The 14,705-nt window shown below is 65.9% G+C and carries 11 protein-coding genes; 8 read left to right on the top strand and 3 right to left on the bottom strand.

Translation table 11 applies throughout. The annotated features are described in order from the left end of the window. Window positions 1-1,328, top strand: a 1,328-nt coding sequence (gene dsbD, locus AB4Z32_RS05170; protein ID WP_441934849.1) for a protein-disulfide reductase DsbD, incomplete at its 5' end; no start/stop codon positions are given. A gap of 43 nt (window positions 1,329-1,371) precedes the next feature. On the opposite strand, the gene AB4Z32_RS05175 is transcribed toward dsbD, so the two are convergent. Continuing rightward, the gene (locus tag AB4Z32_RS05175) at window positions 1,372-1,902 is read right to left on the bottom strand and encodes a Spy/CpxP family protein refolding chaperone (RefSeq protein ID WP_441934850.1); all 531 of its coding nucleotides are present in this window, start codon (window positions 1,900-1,902) and stop codon (window positions 1,372-1,374) included. 248 nt (window positions 1,903-2,150) lie between these two features. Here AB4Z32_RS05175 and AB4Z32_RS05180 point away from each other — a divergent pair, with 248 nt between their 5' ends. From AB4Z32_RS05180 to AB4Z32_RS05200, 5 genes are all read left to right on the top strand, one after another. Beyond that, on the top strand, window positions 2,151-2,879 hold the full coding sequence (locus AB4Z32_RS05180; protein WP_441934851.1) for a response regulator: 729 nt from the start codon (window positions 2,151-2,153) through the stop codon (window positions 2,877-2,879). After that, a complete protein-coding gene (locus AB4Z32_RS05185; RefSeq protein WP_441934852.1) occupies window positions 2,876-4,258 on the top strand; it encodes an ATP-binding protein in 1,383 nt (460 codons plus the stop codon). Before AB4Z32_RS05180 ends, AB4Z32_RS05185 begins: the two co-directional genes overlap by 4 nt. Before the next feature lie 120 nt (window positions 4,259-4,378). Next, the gene (locus AB4Z32_RS05190; RefSeq protein ID WP_441934853.1) at window positions 4,379-5,584 is read left to right on the top strand and encodes an efflux RND transporter periplasmic adaptor subunit; all 1,206 of its coding nucleotides are present in this window, start codon (window positions 4,379-4,381) and stop codon (window positions 5,582-5,584) included. Then, window positions 5,581-8,721, top strand: a complete 3,141-nt coding sequence (locus AB4Z32_RS05195) for an efflux RND transporter permease subunit (RefSeq protein ID WP_441934854.1) — start codon at window positions 5,581-5,583, stop codon at window positions 8,719-8,721. The genes AB4Z32_RS05190 and AB4Z32_RS05195 overlap by 4 nt, the downstream gene beginning before the upstream one ends. A 235-nt stretch (window positions 8,722-8,956) precedes the next feature. Next, window positions 8,957-9,811 (top strand): hypothetical protein, encoded by an 855-nt coding sequence (locus AB4Z32_RS05200; RefSeq protein WP_441934855.1) that lies wholly within the window; start codon window positions 8,957-8,959, stop codon window positions 9,809-9,811. Between the two features lie 66 nt (window positions 9,812-9,877). On the opposite strand, the gene hemB is transcribed toward AB4Z32_RS05200, so the two are convergent. Together hemB and yihA are read right to left on the bottom strand one after the other, a co-directional pair. Continuing rightward, window positions 9,878-10,891, bottom strand: a complete 1,014-nt coding sequence (gene hemB / locus AB4Z32_RS05205) for a porphobilinogen synthase (RefSeq protein ID WP_441934856.1) — start codon at window positions 10,889-10,891, stop codon at window positions 9,878-9,880. Between the two features lie 18 nt (window positions 10,892-10,909). After that, window positions 10,910-11,617 (bottom strand): ribosome biogenesis GTP-binding protein YihA/YsxC, encoded by a 708-nt coding sequence (gene yihA, locus AB4Z32_RS05210; protein ID WP_441934857.1) that lies wholly within the window; start codon window positions 11,615-11,617, stop codon window positions 10,910-10,912. A 185-nt stretch (window positions 11,618-11,802) separates the two neighbouring features. On the opposite strand from yihA, the gene AB4Z32_RS05215 reads away from it, so the two are divergent. After that, a complete protein-coding gene (locus AB4Z32_RS05215; RefSeq protein ID WP_441934858.1) occupies window positions 11,803-12,483 on the top strand; it encodes a c-type cytochrome in 681 nt (226 codons plus the stop codon). A gap of 62 nt (window positions 12,484-12,545) precedes the next feature. Further along, window positions 12,546-14,687 (top strand): cytochrome c biogenesis protein ResB, encoded by a 2,142-nt coding sequence (locus AB4Z32_RS05220; RefSeq protein WP_441934859.1) that lies wholly within the window; start codon window positions 12,546-12,548, stop codon window positions 14,685-14,687. Window positions 14,688-14,705 lie beyond the last annotated feature (18 nt).

The raw sequence follows: 14,705 nt of genomic DNA on the forward strand, positions 1-14,705 counted from the left end.
CCGCGCCTGCGGCCGCACCGGCGACGGCGGCCGCCGCGCCGGCCGCCAGGTCCGCGCCGTCCGAGCTCTCCGGCATCGCCGCCCTGCTGCAGGGCGGCCGCCTGCTCGCCATCATCCCCGCCTTCATCCTGCTCGGCCTCGGCCTGGCGTTCACGCCCTGCGTGCTGCCGATGGTGCCGATCCTGTCCTCGATCATCGTCGGCGAAGGCCAGCAGAGCGGGCGCGGGCGCGGCTTCGTGCTGTCGCTTTCGTATTCGATGGGGATGGCGATCGTCTACACCCTGCTGGGCGTGGCCGCCGGCCTGCTCGGCGAAGGCCTTGCCGCGGCCTTGCAGAATCCCTGGGTACTGGGTGCTTTTGCCCTCTTGATCGCGGCGATGTCGCTGTCGATGTTCGGTGTGTTCCAGCTGCAGGTGCCGGCCGCGCTGCAGACCCGCCTCGCCGACGCCTCCGGGCGCCAGGCTTCCGGCAAGCTGGCCGGGGTGTTCGTGATGGGCGCAATCTCGGCCCTGATCGTCGGCCCCTGCGTGGCCGCCCCGCTGGCCGGGGCCCTGGTCTACATCAGCCAGACCCGCGACGTGCTGATCGGCGGCGCCGCGCTGTTCGCGATGGCCGTCGGCATGAGCATCCCGCTGCTGCTGGTCGGCGTCTCGGCCGGCTCGCTGTTGCCGCGTGCCGGTTTGTGGATGGAGTCGGTCAAGCGCTTCTTCGGTGTGCTGATGCTGGCGATGGCCCTGTGGATGGTGGCGCCGGTGCTGCCTGGCCTGCTGCAGATGCTGCTGTGGGCCGCGCTGCTGCTGGGTTACGGCTTCTACCTCCTGCGCGCCGCCGGCAAGCCGCGCCACTGGGCCGGCATGGCCTTCGGCGCGGCGCTGGCCGTGCTCGGCGCGACCCAGCTGGTGGGCCTGGCCAGCGGCGCGCGCGATCCGCTCGCGCCGCTGTCGCGCTTCGCCGGAGGCGCCCCGGCCGAGGGTCTGGCCTTTACCCGCATCAAGACCGTCGAGCAGCTCGACGCCGCGCTGGCCGCCACCAACGGCAAGACCGCCATGCTCGACTTCTACGCCGACTGGTGCGTGTCCTGCAAGGAGATGGAAAAGCTGACCTTCATCGCCCCCAAGGTCAAGTCGCGCCTGGCGAACACCGTACTGCTGCAGGTGGACGTGACCGCCAACGATGCGGCCGACCGCGCGATGCTGAGGCGTTTCGGCCTGTTCGGGCCGCCGGGCATCATCCTGTTCGACCGGGCAGGGAAGGAGATTCCCGATGGGCGGGTGATCGGCTACCAGGACAGCGCCAAATTCCTGGCCTCGCTGGACCGGCTGCAGTAAAAAAAGGAGCGCCGCGGCGCTCCTTGTTCATGGTGCGGACCGATCAGCCGCGCGCGGTCTCGCCGCCGCGGTGCTGCCAGCCGCCGTGGCCGCCATGGCGGCCGAAGCGCGACTGCATCTGCGCCGCCTTCTCGTCGAAGACCTTCTTCTGGTCCGGCGACAGCACCGAATAGAAGCTGTTCAGGGCGCCCAGGCGCTGCTCCATGAAGGCGGTGCGCTGCTTCTGCAGTTCGATCATCTTCTGGGCGCGCTGCGGCGCCGTCAGACCGGCCCAGGCGGCGCGGTCATGCTGCCCGGGGCGCTGGGCCGGCTTCATCGAGGCGACGAAGCTGTTCCAGGCGTTTTCCTGGGCCGGCGTGATCTTGAGCTCGTCGTGCAGCTTGGCGATGCGCTCGGCGCGCATCTGCTCGCGCTTGGCCGCGAACTCGGCGCGCTTGGCCTGGTGCGCTTCCTTGCTCAGCTGCGCTTTCGGGTGCGCGTCGGGCGCCTGGGTTTGCGCCTGGGCGCCAATCATTGCGCCGCCCAGCGACAGGGCGGCCAGTCCGGTGAGGAGGGTTTTGCGTAAGGTGTTCATCTCTTTTTTCCTTATCCACTAGTGCGTTGAATGTGGCGGCTGCCACGGCGGCGTGCATCCGACTTCGGATAACTTCCGGGAACTTCGGAGAACATCTCCTTGCACGGTGATGTCATCATCGGTGAAAGATGTAAGCGCAGCGTGTCCGCTGTCTCGCCCTTTGTATCAATTTGTTTCCCTGTGCCATCCATATACATGCCGATACAAAGTCGCTGTTCAGGGGTACGCTAAGTCGCGATAATGATGTCATGGATACTCCATCTACCATTCTGATCGTCGACGACGACCGTGACATCCGCTCGCTGCTGGCCGATTACCTGGAAGCGAACGGCTACCGCGCGCTGGCTGCCGCCGACGGCACGGCAATGTGGAAGACGCTGGATGAGTCGCGTCCCGACCTGATCGTGCTCGACCTGAACCTGCCGGGCGACGACGGCCTGACCCTGTGCCGCAAGCTGCGCGCCACCTCGACCCTGCCGGTCATCATGCTCACCGCCCGCAACGAGCCGCTGGACCGTATCCTCGGCCTCGAGATGGGCGCCGACGACTACCTGCCGAAGCCCTTCGAGCCGCGCGAACTGCTGGCCCGCATCCGCAGCGTGCTGCGCCGCAGCCACGCGATGCCGCCCAATTCCCAGGCCGAGAACGTGCAGCAGATGAAGTTCTCGGGCTGGACCCTGGACCTGACCGCGCGCCACCTGGTCAACCCGCAGGGCGTGGTCATCATGCTGTCGGGCGCGGAGTTCCGCCTGCTGCGCGTATTCCTCGAACATCCGAACCGCGTGCTGAACCGCGACCAGCTGCTGAACCTGACCCAGGGCCGCGACGCCGATCCTTTCGACCGCTCGATCGACATCCAGATCAGCCGCCTGCGCCAGAAGCTGGGCGAGGACGCACGCATGCCCCAGATTATCAAGACAGTCCGTAACGGCGGCTATGTGCTCGCCGGCCAGGTGAGCGTGGAGCCCGGCGCGTGAAGGCATTCTTCGGCTCGATGACGGGCCGTGTGTTCATCACCCTGCTGCTGGGGATCCTGCTGACCGCCGCGCTGACCCAGCTGCTGGCCGATGCGGAGCGCCAGCGCGTGCTCGACGAGTTCCGCGACCTGCATTCGCTCGACCGCGCCGAACAGCTGATCGTGGCCACCGAGATCGTCCCCGAGTCCGCGCGCAGCGCCTACCTGCAGGTGGCGAACCGCCCCGGCATGCGCCTGGAGGCGGTCGGCCCGAACCCGCCGGCGCTGACCCCGACGCCGAGCGAGTTCGTCGCAGACCTCGACGCGCGCATGAACAAATCCCCCGGCAACAAGCCCTACCGCCTGCAGTCGCTGGCGGTGCGGCCGGAGTCCTGCGCGCGCGCGCGCGAGCAGCCGGTGGTGTTCGGCCTGCTGCGCATGAAGTGGCGCGGCACCTGCGAGAGCATCATGGTCAATCTGCGCGACGGCACTCCGCTGATCCTGTCGGTGCTGCCGCCGCGCTCGGCCACCTCGCCGGAGCGCACCGACTACCGCGGCACGATTTCGCTGTTCCTGGTCAGCATCGCCTTCCTGGCCTACCTGGTGGCGCGCATGACCACGCGTCCGCTCAAGCAGCTGGCTCAGGCCGCGAAAGACCTCGGTAACGACATCAACCACCCGCCGCTGGACCTGACCGGCGCCGACGAGATCCGCCAGGCCAGCGCCGCCTTCAACGCGATGCAGGCGCGGATCCGCCAGTACATCTTCCAGCGCACCCAGATGCTGGCCGCGATCACCCACGACCTGCAAACCCCGCTCACGCGCATGCGCCTGCGGCTGGAGAAGGTCAGCGAGGAAGAGCTGCAGCAGCGCCTGATCGGCGACCTGTCGGCGATGCAGGCGATGGTGAAGGAAGGCCTGGACCTGGCGCGCAGCATGGACACCACCGAGACCATGCAGATGATGGACCTCGATTCGCTGCTCGATTCGGTATGCGCCGACGCCGCCGACGCCAGCCAGCGCGTGACCCTGAGCGGCACCGCCAACATGGCGCTGCTGGGCCGTCCGATGGACCTGCGCCGCTGCCTGGTCAATCTGATCGACAACGCGGTCAAGTACGGCCACTCGGCCAAGGTGTCGGTGGACCGCATCAACGGCGCGGCGCGGATCCGCATCCGCGACGGCGGGCCCGGCATTCCGGGCGCCGAGCTGGCGCGCGTGTTCGATCCCTTCTACCGGGTCGAGGGCTCGCGTTCGCGCGAGTCGGGCGGCACCGGCCTGGGACTGACGATTGCGCGCAACATCGCCGAACAGCATGGCGGCAGCATCGTGCTGGCCAACCACCCGGAAGGCGGGCTCGAAGTGACGCTCATGCTGCCGGAGTATTACCCAGGGAAGTAACGACGCGGTCATCCCGATGTGCGAAAATCGCCGCGGGGACCACGTGTCGACTGCGTGTATCTCATCCTCATCGATAATCATAAAAATGAAGCCGCCGGCACTGGCGGCATAGGGAGTGGAATGAAAAGGAATCACCTCGGACTCATCGCCGCCGCCGTCATCATCGCGGGCGCCGGCGTCAGTGCTTGCAGCCAGGAGAAGGACGGCGCCAATGGCGGCGCCGGCGGCGGCGCCAAGGGAAAGGGCGGCCAGCCGCCCGCGGTCGTCAACGTGGTGGCGCTGCAGCGCCGCGACGTGCCGGTGGTCCAGCAGGCCAGCGGCACCGTCACCCCGATCCGCACCGTCGACCTGCATCCGCAGACCACCGCGACCATCCGCCAGGTCCACATCAAGGAAGGCCAGTTCGTGAAGGCCGGCGAGCTGCTGTTCTCGCTCGACGACCGCGCCGACCGCGCCAACCAGGACAAGGCCCAGGCCCAGGTCGAACGCGACCGCGCCCAACTGGCCGACCTCGAGCGCCAGTACAAGCGCAGCCAGGACCTGTTCGCCCAGAAATTCATCGCCCAGAGCGCGGTTGACACCCTGAAGGCCCAGGTCGACCAGGCGCGCGCGACCCTGCAGTCGGACATCGCGGCCGCGCGCGCGGCCGGCGTCTCCACCAGCTACACCGCGATCCGCGCGCCGATGTCCGGCCGCGTCGGCGGCATCGGCGTCTATCCGGGCAGCCTGGTGCAGCCGTCCACCTCGCTCACCACCATCACCCAGCTCGATCCGATCACGATCGCCTTCACGCTGCCGGAAGCCAGCCTGCCGTCCCTGCTGGCGGCGCAGAAGCGCGGCAAGATCGAGGTGCAGGCCATCCCCGGCGCCGGCCTGGAGCCGGTCACCGGCACCCTGAGCTTCATCGACAACACCGTCGACCCGACCGCCGGCACCATCAAGGTGAAGGCCGAGTTCGCGAACCGCGACACCACCCTGTGGCCGGGCCAGTACGTGAACACCAAGGTGACGGTGCAGACCATCAAGGATGCCGTGGTGGTGCCGCAGAGCGCCATCATCACCAATGCCCAGGGCACTTTCGTGTACGTGCTGGAGAAGGATCACTCGGCGCGCCAGGTGCCGGTGCAGCGCCTGTACGGCGCCGGCATCGATGCCGCTGTCAGCGGCCTGAGCGGCAACGAGCAGGTCATCACCGAGGGCAAGCAGAACGTGCGCCCGGGCGGCAAGGTGCGCCTGGCTTCCGAAATGGGCAAGGGCGAAGGCAAGGGTAACGGCGCGGGCGAAGGCAAGGGCGCCGGCGCGGGCAGCAAGGGCGGGGCCGCATGAACCTCTCCGAACTATGTATCCGCCGGCCGGTCATGGTCGTGCTGCTGTCGATCAGCCTGATCCTGGTCGGCGTGCTGGCCTACACGCACATCCCGGTCGCGGCGCTGCCCAGCTATAACACCCCGGTCATCAACGTCAACGCCAACCTGTCGGGCGCCAGCCCGGAGATCATGGCGTCGTCGGTCGCGCTGCCGCTCGAGAAGCAGTTCTCGACCATCGCCGGCATCAACCTGATCACCTCGACCAGCACCCAGGGCAATACCTCTCTGACGCTGGAATTCGATTCCTCGATCGACGTCAACAAGGCGGCGGTCGACGTCCAGGCCGCGCTGCTGGGCGCCCAGCGCCAGTTGCCGCAGGAGATGACGGACCTGCCGTCCTACCGCAAGGTCAATCCGGCCGACGCGCCGGTGCTGTTCATGACCATGACCTCGCCGTCGATGAACCTGTCGGAGCTGAACGACTACGCCGAGAACCTGGTGTCGCCGGCGATCTCGACCCTGCCGGGCGTGGCCCAGGTGCAGGTCAACGGCGGCAAGAAGTTTGCCGTGCGCGTGCGCGCCAAGACCGACCTGATGAACGCGCGTAACCTGACGATGGACGAGCTGGCGGCTTCGCTGCGCACGGCCAACTCGAACGCCGCCCTCGGTATCCTGGACGGTCCGCAGCAGACCCTGACCATCCAGGGCCCGCCGCAGATGATGAAGGCGGCCGACTTCGCCGAGCTGATCGTCGCCACCCGCGACGGCCAGCCGGTGCGCCTGAAGGACGTCGCCACCGTCGAGGACAGCTACCAGTCGACCAAGGCCTACGGCGCCTACAACGGCGAGCGCGCGATCGTGCTGCTGGTGCAGCGCCAGCCGGACGCCAACACCGTCGCCGTGGTCGACCACGTGCGCAAGCTGCTGCCGCGCTTCCAGTCGCAGCTGCCGGCCTCGATCAAGATCAACCTGGTCAACGACCGCTCGGTCTCGATCCGCGAGGCGATCCACGACGTCAACTTCACGCTGGCGCTGACGGTCGGCCTGGTGGTGCTGGTGATCTTCCTGTTCCTGCATCGCCTGTCGGCCACCTTCATCCCGGCGATCACGATGCCGATCTCGCTGCTGGGCGCCCTGAGCCTGCTGTACGCGCTCGGCTACAGTCTCGACAACATCTCGCTGCTCGGCATCACGCTGGCGGTGGGCCTGGTGGTCGACGATGCCATCGTGGTGCTGGAGAACATCGTGCGCCACATCGAGATGGGCAAGAAGCCGCTGCGCGCGGCGCTCGAAGGCTCGCGCGAGATGGGCTTCACCATCATCTCGATCTCGGTATCGCTGGTGGCGGTGTTCATCCCGATCTTCTTCATGCCGGGCGTGATCGGCCTGCTGTTCCACGAATTCGCGGTGATCGTCGGCCTGTCGATCCTGGTGTCGGCGGTCGTCTCGCTGACCCTGGTGCCGATGCTGTCCTCGCGATTGCTGCCCGCTCATGAGGCAAATGCGGGCCATGACCACAGCGAAGAGAAGAGCTTCATCGGCCGCCATTTCGAGCGCGCCTTCACCAAGGTCCGGAACGGCTACGAGAAGACCCTCGACCTGGCGCTGCGCTTCCGCTTCGTGGTGCTGCTGATCGCCTTCGGCACCTTCGCCCTGACCGTGGTGCTGTACACGACCATCCCGAAAGGCTTCTTCCCCGAAGAAGACATCGGCCAGCTGCGCGTGTCCACCGAAGCCTCCGAAGACATCTCGTCGACCGCCATGGTGGCGCTGCAGACCCAGATCGCGGCCATCATCCAGGCCGATCCGGCGGTGCAGGACACGACCTCGTTCTCGGGCGGCGGCAACAACGGCCGCATGTTCGTGGTGCTCAAGCCGCGCGACCAGCGCGACAAGATGCCGCAGATCATGGAGCGCCTGCGCAAGGCGACCCGCAAGGTCGCCGGCATCAACGTCTACATGTCGCCGGTGCAGAACCTGCAGCTGGGCGGCCGCCAGAGCAAGAGCCGCTACCAGTACACGCTGCAGAGCGTGTCGGGCGGCGACATCGGCCACTGGGCCAACGAGTTCCAGGAACGCATGCGCAACAACCCGCTGTTCCGCGACGTCACCAGCGACACCCAGGAGAAGGGCCTGCAGGCGACTCTCGACATCGACCGCGACAAGGCCAACCTGCTGGGCGTGCAGCTGGGCGACGTGCGCACCGCGCTGTACGCCGCCTTCGGCGAACGCCAGGTGTCGACCATCTACTCGACCGCGGCCAGCTACTACGTGATCCTGGAAACGGCCAACGAAGACCGCCAGTTCGAAGACGCGCTGTCGCGCCTGTCGGTGCGCAGCAAGAACGGCCAGCTGGTCCAGCTGTCCAGCCTGGCCACCGTCAAGCGCACGGTCGGCCCGATCGCCGTCAACCACCAGGGCCAGCTGCAGGCGATCACGCTGTCCTTCAACCTGGCGCCGGACGCCCCGTTGGGCGACGCCACAGCGGCGATCGACCAGATGGGCCGCGAGATGAAGATGCCGGCCTCGGTCATCACGAAATATGGCGGGGATGCCGCGGTTTTCCAGGATTCCCAGTCGAGTCAGCTGATCCTGATCATCGCGGCGGTGGGCGTGATCTACGTGCTGCTGGGCGTGCTGTACGAGAGCTTCATCCACCCGATCACGATCCTGGCCGGCCTGCCCTCGGCGGCCGTCGGTGCGCTGATCACGTTGCGCCTGTTTAACCTGGACCTGACGATGATCGCCATGATCGGCATCCTGATGCTGATCGGTATCGTGAAGAAGAACGCGATCATGATGATCGACTTCGCCCTGGACGCCCAGCGCAACCAGGGAATGACGCCGCAGCGGGCGATCCGCGAGGCCTGCATCCTGCGCTTCCGTCCGATCATGATGACGACCCTGGCCGCGTTGATGGGCGCGCTGCCGATCGCCCTCGGCCTGGGGGCCGGCGCCGAGCTGCGCCAGCCGCTGGGCCTGGTGGTGTGCGGCGGCCTGATCTTCTCGCAGGTGATCACGCTCTACATCACCCCGGTGATCTATCTCTATCTCGACAAGTACAGCGGCAAGGGTCCGATGACCGATGACCACCTGGCCGAGCTGGAGTTGCCTCACCATGAGGCGCCGAAGGTCGTCCTGACCAAGGCTGCCTGATCGAAACGATTACGTTGGTCACCCCCGGTGACCAACGCTCTGTCGCGCCGCTGATACACTCTGTAACATCCATTAATCCGACCAGCTTGTAAGCTGTTAGCGAAGGTCCAACAAACGTGCGCGGGCCGCCCGAAACAGGGTAGACTGCGGCCCTCGGATCATTCTTTGCTACTTCCCGGAAAGTTGTACAGCTATCTTGCGTGACCATTCCCATACTCCATCGGACGAGAGCGATGTGTGCGCACATTGCGGCCAGCCCTTGCCTGGACGAAAGGTAGCGACGTATGGGGAGCGCCGCCTCAATCGCACCGGCCTGATCGTCACGATCGGCCTGCACCTGCTGCTGGTGGCGATCTGGCTGTTCCATCCACAGCGCGACCAGCACGCGGCGCCGCCGAAAGGGGAAGAAGCGATCGTCTGGCTGCCGCCCGAGAAGCCGAGCAAGCCGGCGCCGAAAACCCCGCAGCAGGAATCGAAACAGAGCGCGAAGCCGGCGCCGTCGAAGCCGAGGCCGCGCGTGACCCAGGTCCAGCGCCTGCCCGACACGATCACCTTGCCGAACGAAAAGCCGGTCGAGCAACCCAAGCCGCAGCCGAAGGAAGAGACCAAGCTGCAGCCGGACGAGACCGACATGGCGGCCTATATCGAGAAACGCCGCCAGGCACGCGGCGCCCGCAGCGAGCAGCCGGCCGAGGAAAGCGACGCCCAGCGCGGCATGCGCAACGCCCTCGCCAACGTCGCCGCCATCAACGGCCGCGGCGGCCAGGATCCGAACGAGACCGGCGGCGTGTTCAGCGTCACCAACAAGAGCTTCAGCCACGCCGACCTGAAATTCCGCGGCTGGAACCCGAACTTCAAACGGCGCTGGCTGACCGCGGTGTCGGTGGAGCGCGGCAGCGATCCGGACATCGAGACCGCCATCGTCAAGAAGATGATCGAGCTGATCCGCAAGGAAAAGACTGGCGACTTCGAGTGGGATTCGCATCGTCTGAACAAGGTGGTGACCTTGTCGGCGCGGCCTCAGGATACGAAGGAGCTGATGGACTTCCTGTTCAAGGAAATGTTCCCGGATTACAAGCCACCAAAGTGATCGGCATCCGGCAACAAAAAACCGCGCCTCGGCGCGGTTTTTTCATTGTTCAATTTATTTAAACAATCAAGCCATCGCCTTCAAACGACGCGCCACATCCAGCGCGAAATAGGTCAGCACGCCATCGGCGCCGGCGCGCTTGAAGGACATCATGGTCTCCAGGATGATCTTGTCCGGATCCAGCCAGCCGTTCTGGAAAGCCGCCTGCAGCATCGCGTATTCGCCGCTGACCTGGTAGGCGAAGGTCGGCACCTTGAACTCGTCCTTCACGCGGCGCACCACGTCCAGGTAGGGCATGCCGGGCTTGACCATGACCATGTCGGCGCCTTCGGCGATGTCCAGCGCCACTTCGCGCAGGGCTTCGTCGCTGTTGGCCGGGTCCATCTGGTAGGTGTTCTTGTCGGCCTTGCCCAGGTTGGCGCTTGATCCGACCGCGTCGCGGAAGGGGCCGTAGTAGCCGGAGGCGTACTTGGCCGAGTAGGCCATGATGCGGGTGTGGATGAATTCCCTTTCTTCCAGCGCCATGCGGATCGCGCCGATGCGGCCGTCCATCATGTCCGAGGGGGCGATGATGTCGACGCCGGCCTCGGCCTGGGCCATCGCCTGGCGGGTCAGCATGGCGATGGTCTTCTCGTTGACGATGTAGCCGTTCTCGTCCGGCAGGCCATCCTGGCCATGGGTGGTATAGGGGTCGAGGGCGACGTCGGTCATGATGCCCAGCTGCGGGAAGTTGCGCTTGAGCTCACGGACCGCGCGCGGCACCAGGCCTTCCGGATTGGTCGCTTCGACGCCGTCATAGGTCTTCAGCGAGGCGTCGACCATCGGGAACAGGGCCAGTACCGGGATTCCCAGGCTCACGCACTCTTCCGCGACCTTCATCAGCAGATCGACCGACACGCGTTCCACGCCGGGCATCGAGGCGACCTGCTGGCGCTGGTTATGGCCGTCGATGATGAACACCGGGTAGATCAGGTCGGACGCGGTGACGGTGTTCTCGCGCATCAGGGCGCGCGAGAACGGGTCGCGGCGCATGCGGCGCATGCGCACGGCGGGGTACTGGGAAGGGGTAATGATCGGCATGTCTTTTCCTTGAAAGGTTCAGAGCGGAGCGTCCTGCGGGGCCTCGTCTTCTTCGGTACCGTCGTCGTCCAGGCCCAGCAGTTCGATGATCTTGTCGTTCGCTTCGTCGATGCCCACGCGCTTGAGGGCCGAGAACAGCTGCACCGTGAACGGGAAGCCATTGCCTTCCTCGTCGACGTAGCTGTCGAGCACCTGTTGCGCCTGGCGCAGCGCATTCGTCGACTCGTTGCGGTTCAGCTTGTCCACCTTGGTCAGGATGCAGTGGATCGGCTTGCCGGTCGGGGCGAACCATTCCAGCATCTGGATGTCGAGCTCGGTGAACGGGCGGCGCGAATCCATGATCAGGACCAGGGCCGCCAGCTGCTCGCGGCGCTGCACGTAGTCGCCCAGCAGCCTTTGCCAGTGCAGCTTGGCGTCGCCCGACACTTCCGCATAGCCATAGCCGGGCAGGTCGACCAGCAGGGCGCGGATTTCGTCGACATTGGTCGCGTCCTTGCGGTGCATGGCCACGTGGGCGCCGCCGATCGAGAAGAAGTTGATGTGCTGGGTGCGTCCCGGCGTCTTGGAGGCGAAGGCGAGTCCCTTCTGGTTGGTCAGGATATTGATCGCCGTCGACTTGCCCGCGTTGGAGCGTCCGGCGAAGGCGATTTCCGGCACCTGGGTGCGCGGCAGGTCGCGCAACTGGTTGACGGTCGTGAAGAAGCGGGCTTGCCAGAGTTTGGACATGGGTGGGGGCGCTTGTTGAAGCGAAAAAGACAACAAAAGAGGCGGTTCGGAAACAAAGCTATTGTACAATAGGGAGTTACCTGTCGTCGGCGCTAAGAACGCGAACGCTCTTCGATGGCAGGACACGAGCATGGCCGCTGCACTGTACGCAAGAATTATTGTCTTAATTTTTTCAGGGTGCTTGAATGAATCGTGTGTTTCTCCCGGCCGCCGGCGCGGCAATCGTAAAGTCCTTGCTGCTCGCGACCCTGGTGGTTGCCGGCAGCGCCTCCGCCGCCGATGCGGCGCATGGCTCCGCTCCGAAGCTTGACCCCGCGAAGGGCGGCTCCCTGTACGACTCCGGCGACAACGCACGCGGCCTGCCGGCCTGCGCTTCCTGCCATGGCGCGGGCGGCAACTCCACCATCGTCGCCAATCCCAAGCTGGCCGCCCAGCCGGCGGCCTACATCCACAAGCAGCTGGTCGACTTCACCACCCCGAACCGCCAGCAGCCGGTGATGACCACCTACGCCAAGATGCTGAGCGACGACGAGAAGTCCAATATCGCCGCCTGGCTGTCGACCCAGCAGGTCAAGCCGGGCGCGGCGAAAAACAAGGACACCGTCGAACTGGGCCGCAAGATCTATCGCGGCGGCATCGCCGACCGCGGCGTGGCCGCCTGCGCCAGCTGCCACGGCGCCACCGGTTCGGGCATCCCGGCCCAGTATCCGCGCCTGGCCGGCCAGCACCAGGACTACACCTTCACCCAGCTGCAGGCCTTCAAGAGCGGCGCCCGCAACAACAGCCCGCAGATGGGCACGCTGGCCAAGCGCATGTCGGACGAGGAAATGAAAGCCGTCGCCGACTATATCGCCGGCCTGAAATAATCCGCCTGCGCGGGAGCGCGACGGGCGGCCGCGGCTGCGGCCGCGTGTTATCTTAGGAAGCGATGAGTACCACCGGAATTGAACTGAAGACCCGCCGCCGCGGCCTGGCCGAGGCGGTCGAACTGGTATCGTCGATGCGCTTCGCGATCACGCTGCTGGTGATGGTGGCGATCGCGGCCATCATCGGCACCGTGATGAAGCAGAATCAGGCCTCGCCCGACTACGTGAACCAGTTCGGTCCGTTCTGGTTCGAGATCTTCCGCAAGCTGGGCCTGTACACCGTCTACAGCGCCTGGTGGTTCCTGGCGATGCTGGCGATCCTGATCGTCTCGACCAGCCTGTGCATCGCCCGCAATGCGCCCAAGATGCTGCGCGACATGCGCAGCTGGCGCGAAAGCGTGCGCGAGGAATCGCTGCGCAACTTCCACCACAAGACCGAATGGACGGCCGCGGGCAGCCCGGTGGCGCTGGCCAGCCGGACCGCCCAGCGCCTCGGCAATGCCGGCTACCGCGTGAAGCTGGTCGACAAGCCGAACGGCGTGCTGGTGGCGGCCAAGAAGGGCGCCGGCAACAAGTTCGGCTATATCTTCGCCCACTCGGCCATCGTCGTGATCCTGCTGGGCGGCCTGCTCGATTCCGACCTGCCCATCCGCTTCCAGCAATGGTTCATGGGCAAGACGCCGTATATGGGCGCCGGCCTGATTTCGCAGATCCCGCCCCAGCACCGCCTGGGCCTGGGCAATCCCAGCTTCCGCGGCAACACCATGATCCCGGAAGGGCAGAACAGCAGTACCGCCATCCTGCAGCAGGCGAACGGCGTGCTGGTGCAGGAGCTGCCGTTCACGATCCACCTGAACAAGTTCATCGTCGACTTCTACTCGACCGGCATGCCCAGGCTGTTCGCCAGCGAAGTCGTGATCCGCGATCACGAGACCGGCAAGAGCTTCCCGGCCAGCATCAAGGTCAACCAGCCGCTGATCTACCGCGGCGTCGCTGTCTACCAGTCCGGCATCGAGGATGGCGGCAGCAAGCTGAAACTGACCGGCTACCCGATGACGGGAAGTTCGGATAAGGCGTTCGCGATCGAGGGCGAAGTCGGCGGCGCGACCGAATTGAAACCCGCCGAACTCCAGCGGGCCGGCGGCGCCTACACGATCGAATGGTCGGGCTTCCGCGCCTTCAACGTCGAGAACACGAAGGAAGGCCAGGACACGCGGGACGTCAAGAAGGGCGAGTCGTTCAACGAGCAGTTCGCGCGCACCCTGTCCCAGCATACGGGCTCGGCCGCCAAGAACGCCAACAACAAGGACCTCAGGAACGTCGGCCCGAGCGTCCAGTACAAGCTGCGCGACAGCACCGGCCAGGCGCGCGAATTCATGAACTACATGCAGCCGGTGACGCTCGAAGGCGCCCAGGTCTACCTGGCCGGCGTACGCAACAACCCGGGCGACCAGTTCAGCTACCTGCGCATCCCGGCCGACGACCAGCACAGCGTGCGCGAATGGATGCGCCTGCGCGCCGCGCTGGCCGACCCCGCGCTGCGCGAGGAAGCCGCGCGCCGCTATGCCGAGCGGGCGATGCCGCAGTCGCGCGATGCGCAGTCAAAGCTCGATCCCGCCCTGGCGCGCCAGCTTGAGGAATCGGCGGCCAAGACCCTGGCGATCTTCGCCGGCGACGGCAAGGGCGGCAGTGGCGGTTATGTGGCGGTCTCGCAATTCCTCGAACGGATTCCGCCGGCCGAACAGGAAAAGGCGGCCAATGTCTTCATGAAGATGCTCAACGGCGTGATGTGGGAGCTGTGGCAGGCTGCGCACGTGCATGCGGGCGAGCCGCCGGTCGAGCCCAGCGAGGCCCACGGCCGCTTCCTGCAACTGGCCACGAACGCCTTGTCCGATAGTTTCTTCTACGGCGCACCGGTCTACCTCTCGCTCGAGGATTTCACGGAAGTGAAGGCTTCGGTGCTGCAGGTGACGCGCTCGCCGGGCAAGAAAGTGGTCTACCTGGGCTGCTTGCTGCTGGTGATGGGCATCTTCGCGATGTTCTACATCCGCGAGCGCCGCATCTGGGTCTGGGTCAAGGAACAGGACGGGGATGCACATGCGCTGATGGCGATGAGCACCCAGCGCAAGACGCTCGACTTCGAACGGGAGTTCGATGATTTGAAGAACAGGCTGCCGCAAGCGGAGCAAATCGGCGTAAGCTAGGCCTGGCACCGGAGATAG

It is taken from the genome of Massilia sp. 2TAF26 (assembly GCF_052115005.1).
In the GTDB taxonomy this organism is placed as follows: domain Bacteria; phylum Pseudomonadota; class Gammaproteobacteria; order Burkholderiales; family Burkholderiaceae_D; genus Telluria.

Coding starts and splice junctions, on each gene's coding strand:
- yihA (WP_441934857.1), bottom strand. CDS start 11,617: ATGTCCAAACTCTGGCAAGCCCGCTTCTTCACGACCGTCAACCAGTTG.
- hemB (WP_441934856.1), bottom strand. CDS start 10,891: ATGCCGATCATTACCCCTTCCCAGTACCCCGCCGTGCGCATGCGCCGC.
- AB4Z32_RS05195 (WP_441934854.1), top strand. CDS start 5,581: ATGAACCTCTCCGAACTATGTATCCGCCGGCCGGTCATGGTCGTGCTG.
- AB4Z32_RS05190 (WP_441934853.1), top strand. CDS start 4,379: ATGAAAAGGAATCACCTCGGACTCATCGCCGCCGCCGTCATCATCGCG.
- AB4Z32_RS05215 (WP_441934858.1), top strand. CDS start 11,803: ATGAATCGTGTGTTTCTCCCGGCCGCCGGCGCGGCAATCGTAAAGTCC.
- AB4Z32_RS05180 (WP_441934851.1), top strand. CDS start 2,151: ATGGATACTCCATCTACCATTCTGATCGTCGACGACGACCGTGACATC.
- AB4Z32_RS05175 (WP_441934850.1), bottom strand. CDS start 1,902: ATGAACACCTTACGCAAAACCCTCCTCACCGGACTGGCCGCCCTGTCG.
- AB4Z32_RS05220 (WP_441934859.1), top strand. CDS start 12,546: ATGAGTACCACCGGAATTGAACTGAAGACCCGCCGCCGCGGCCTGGCC.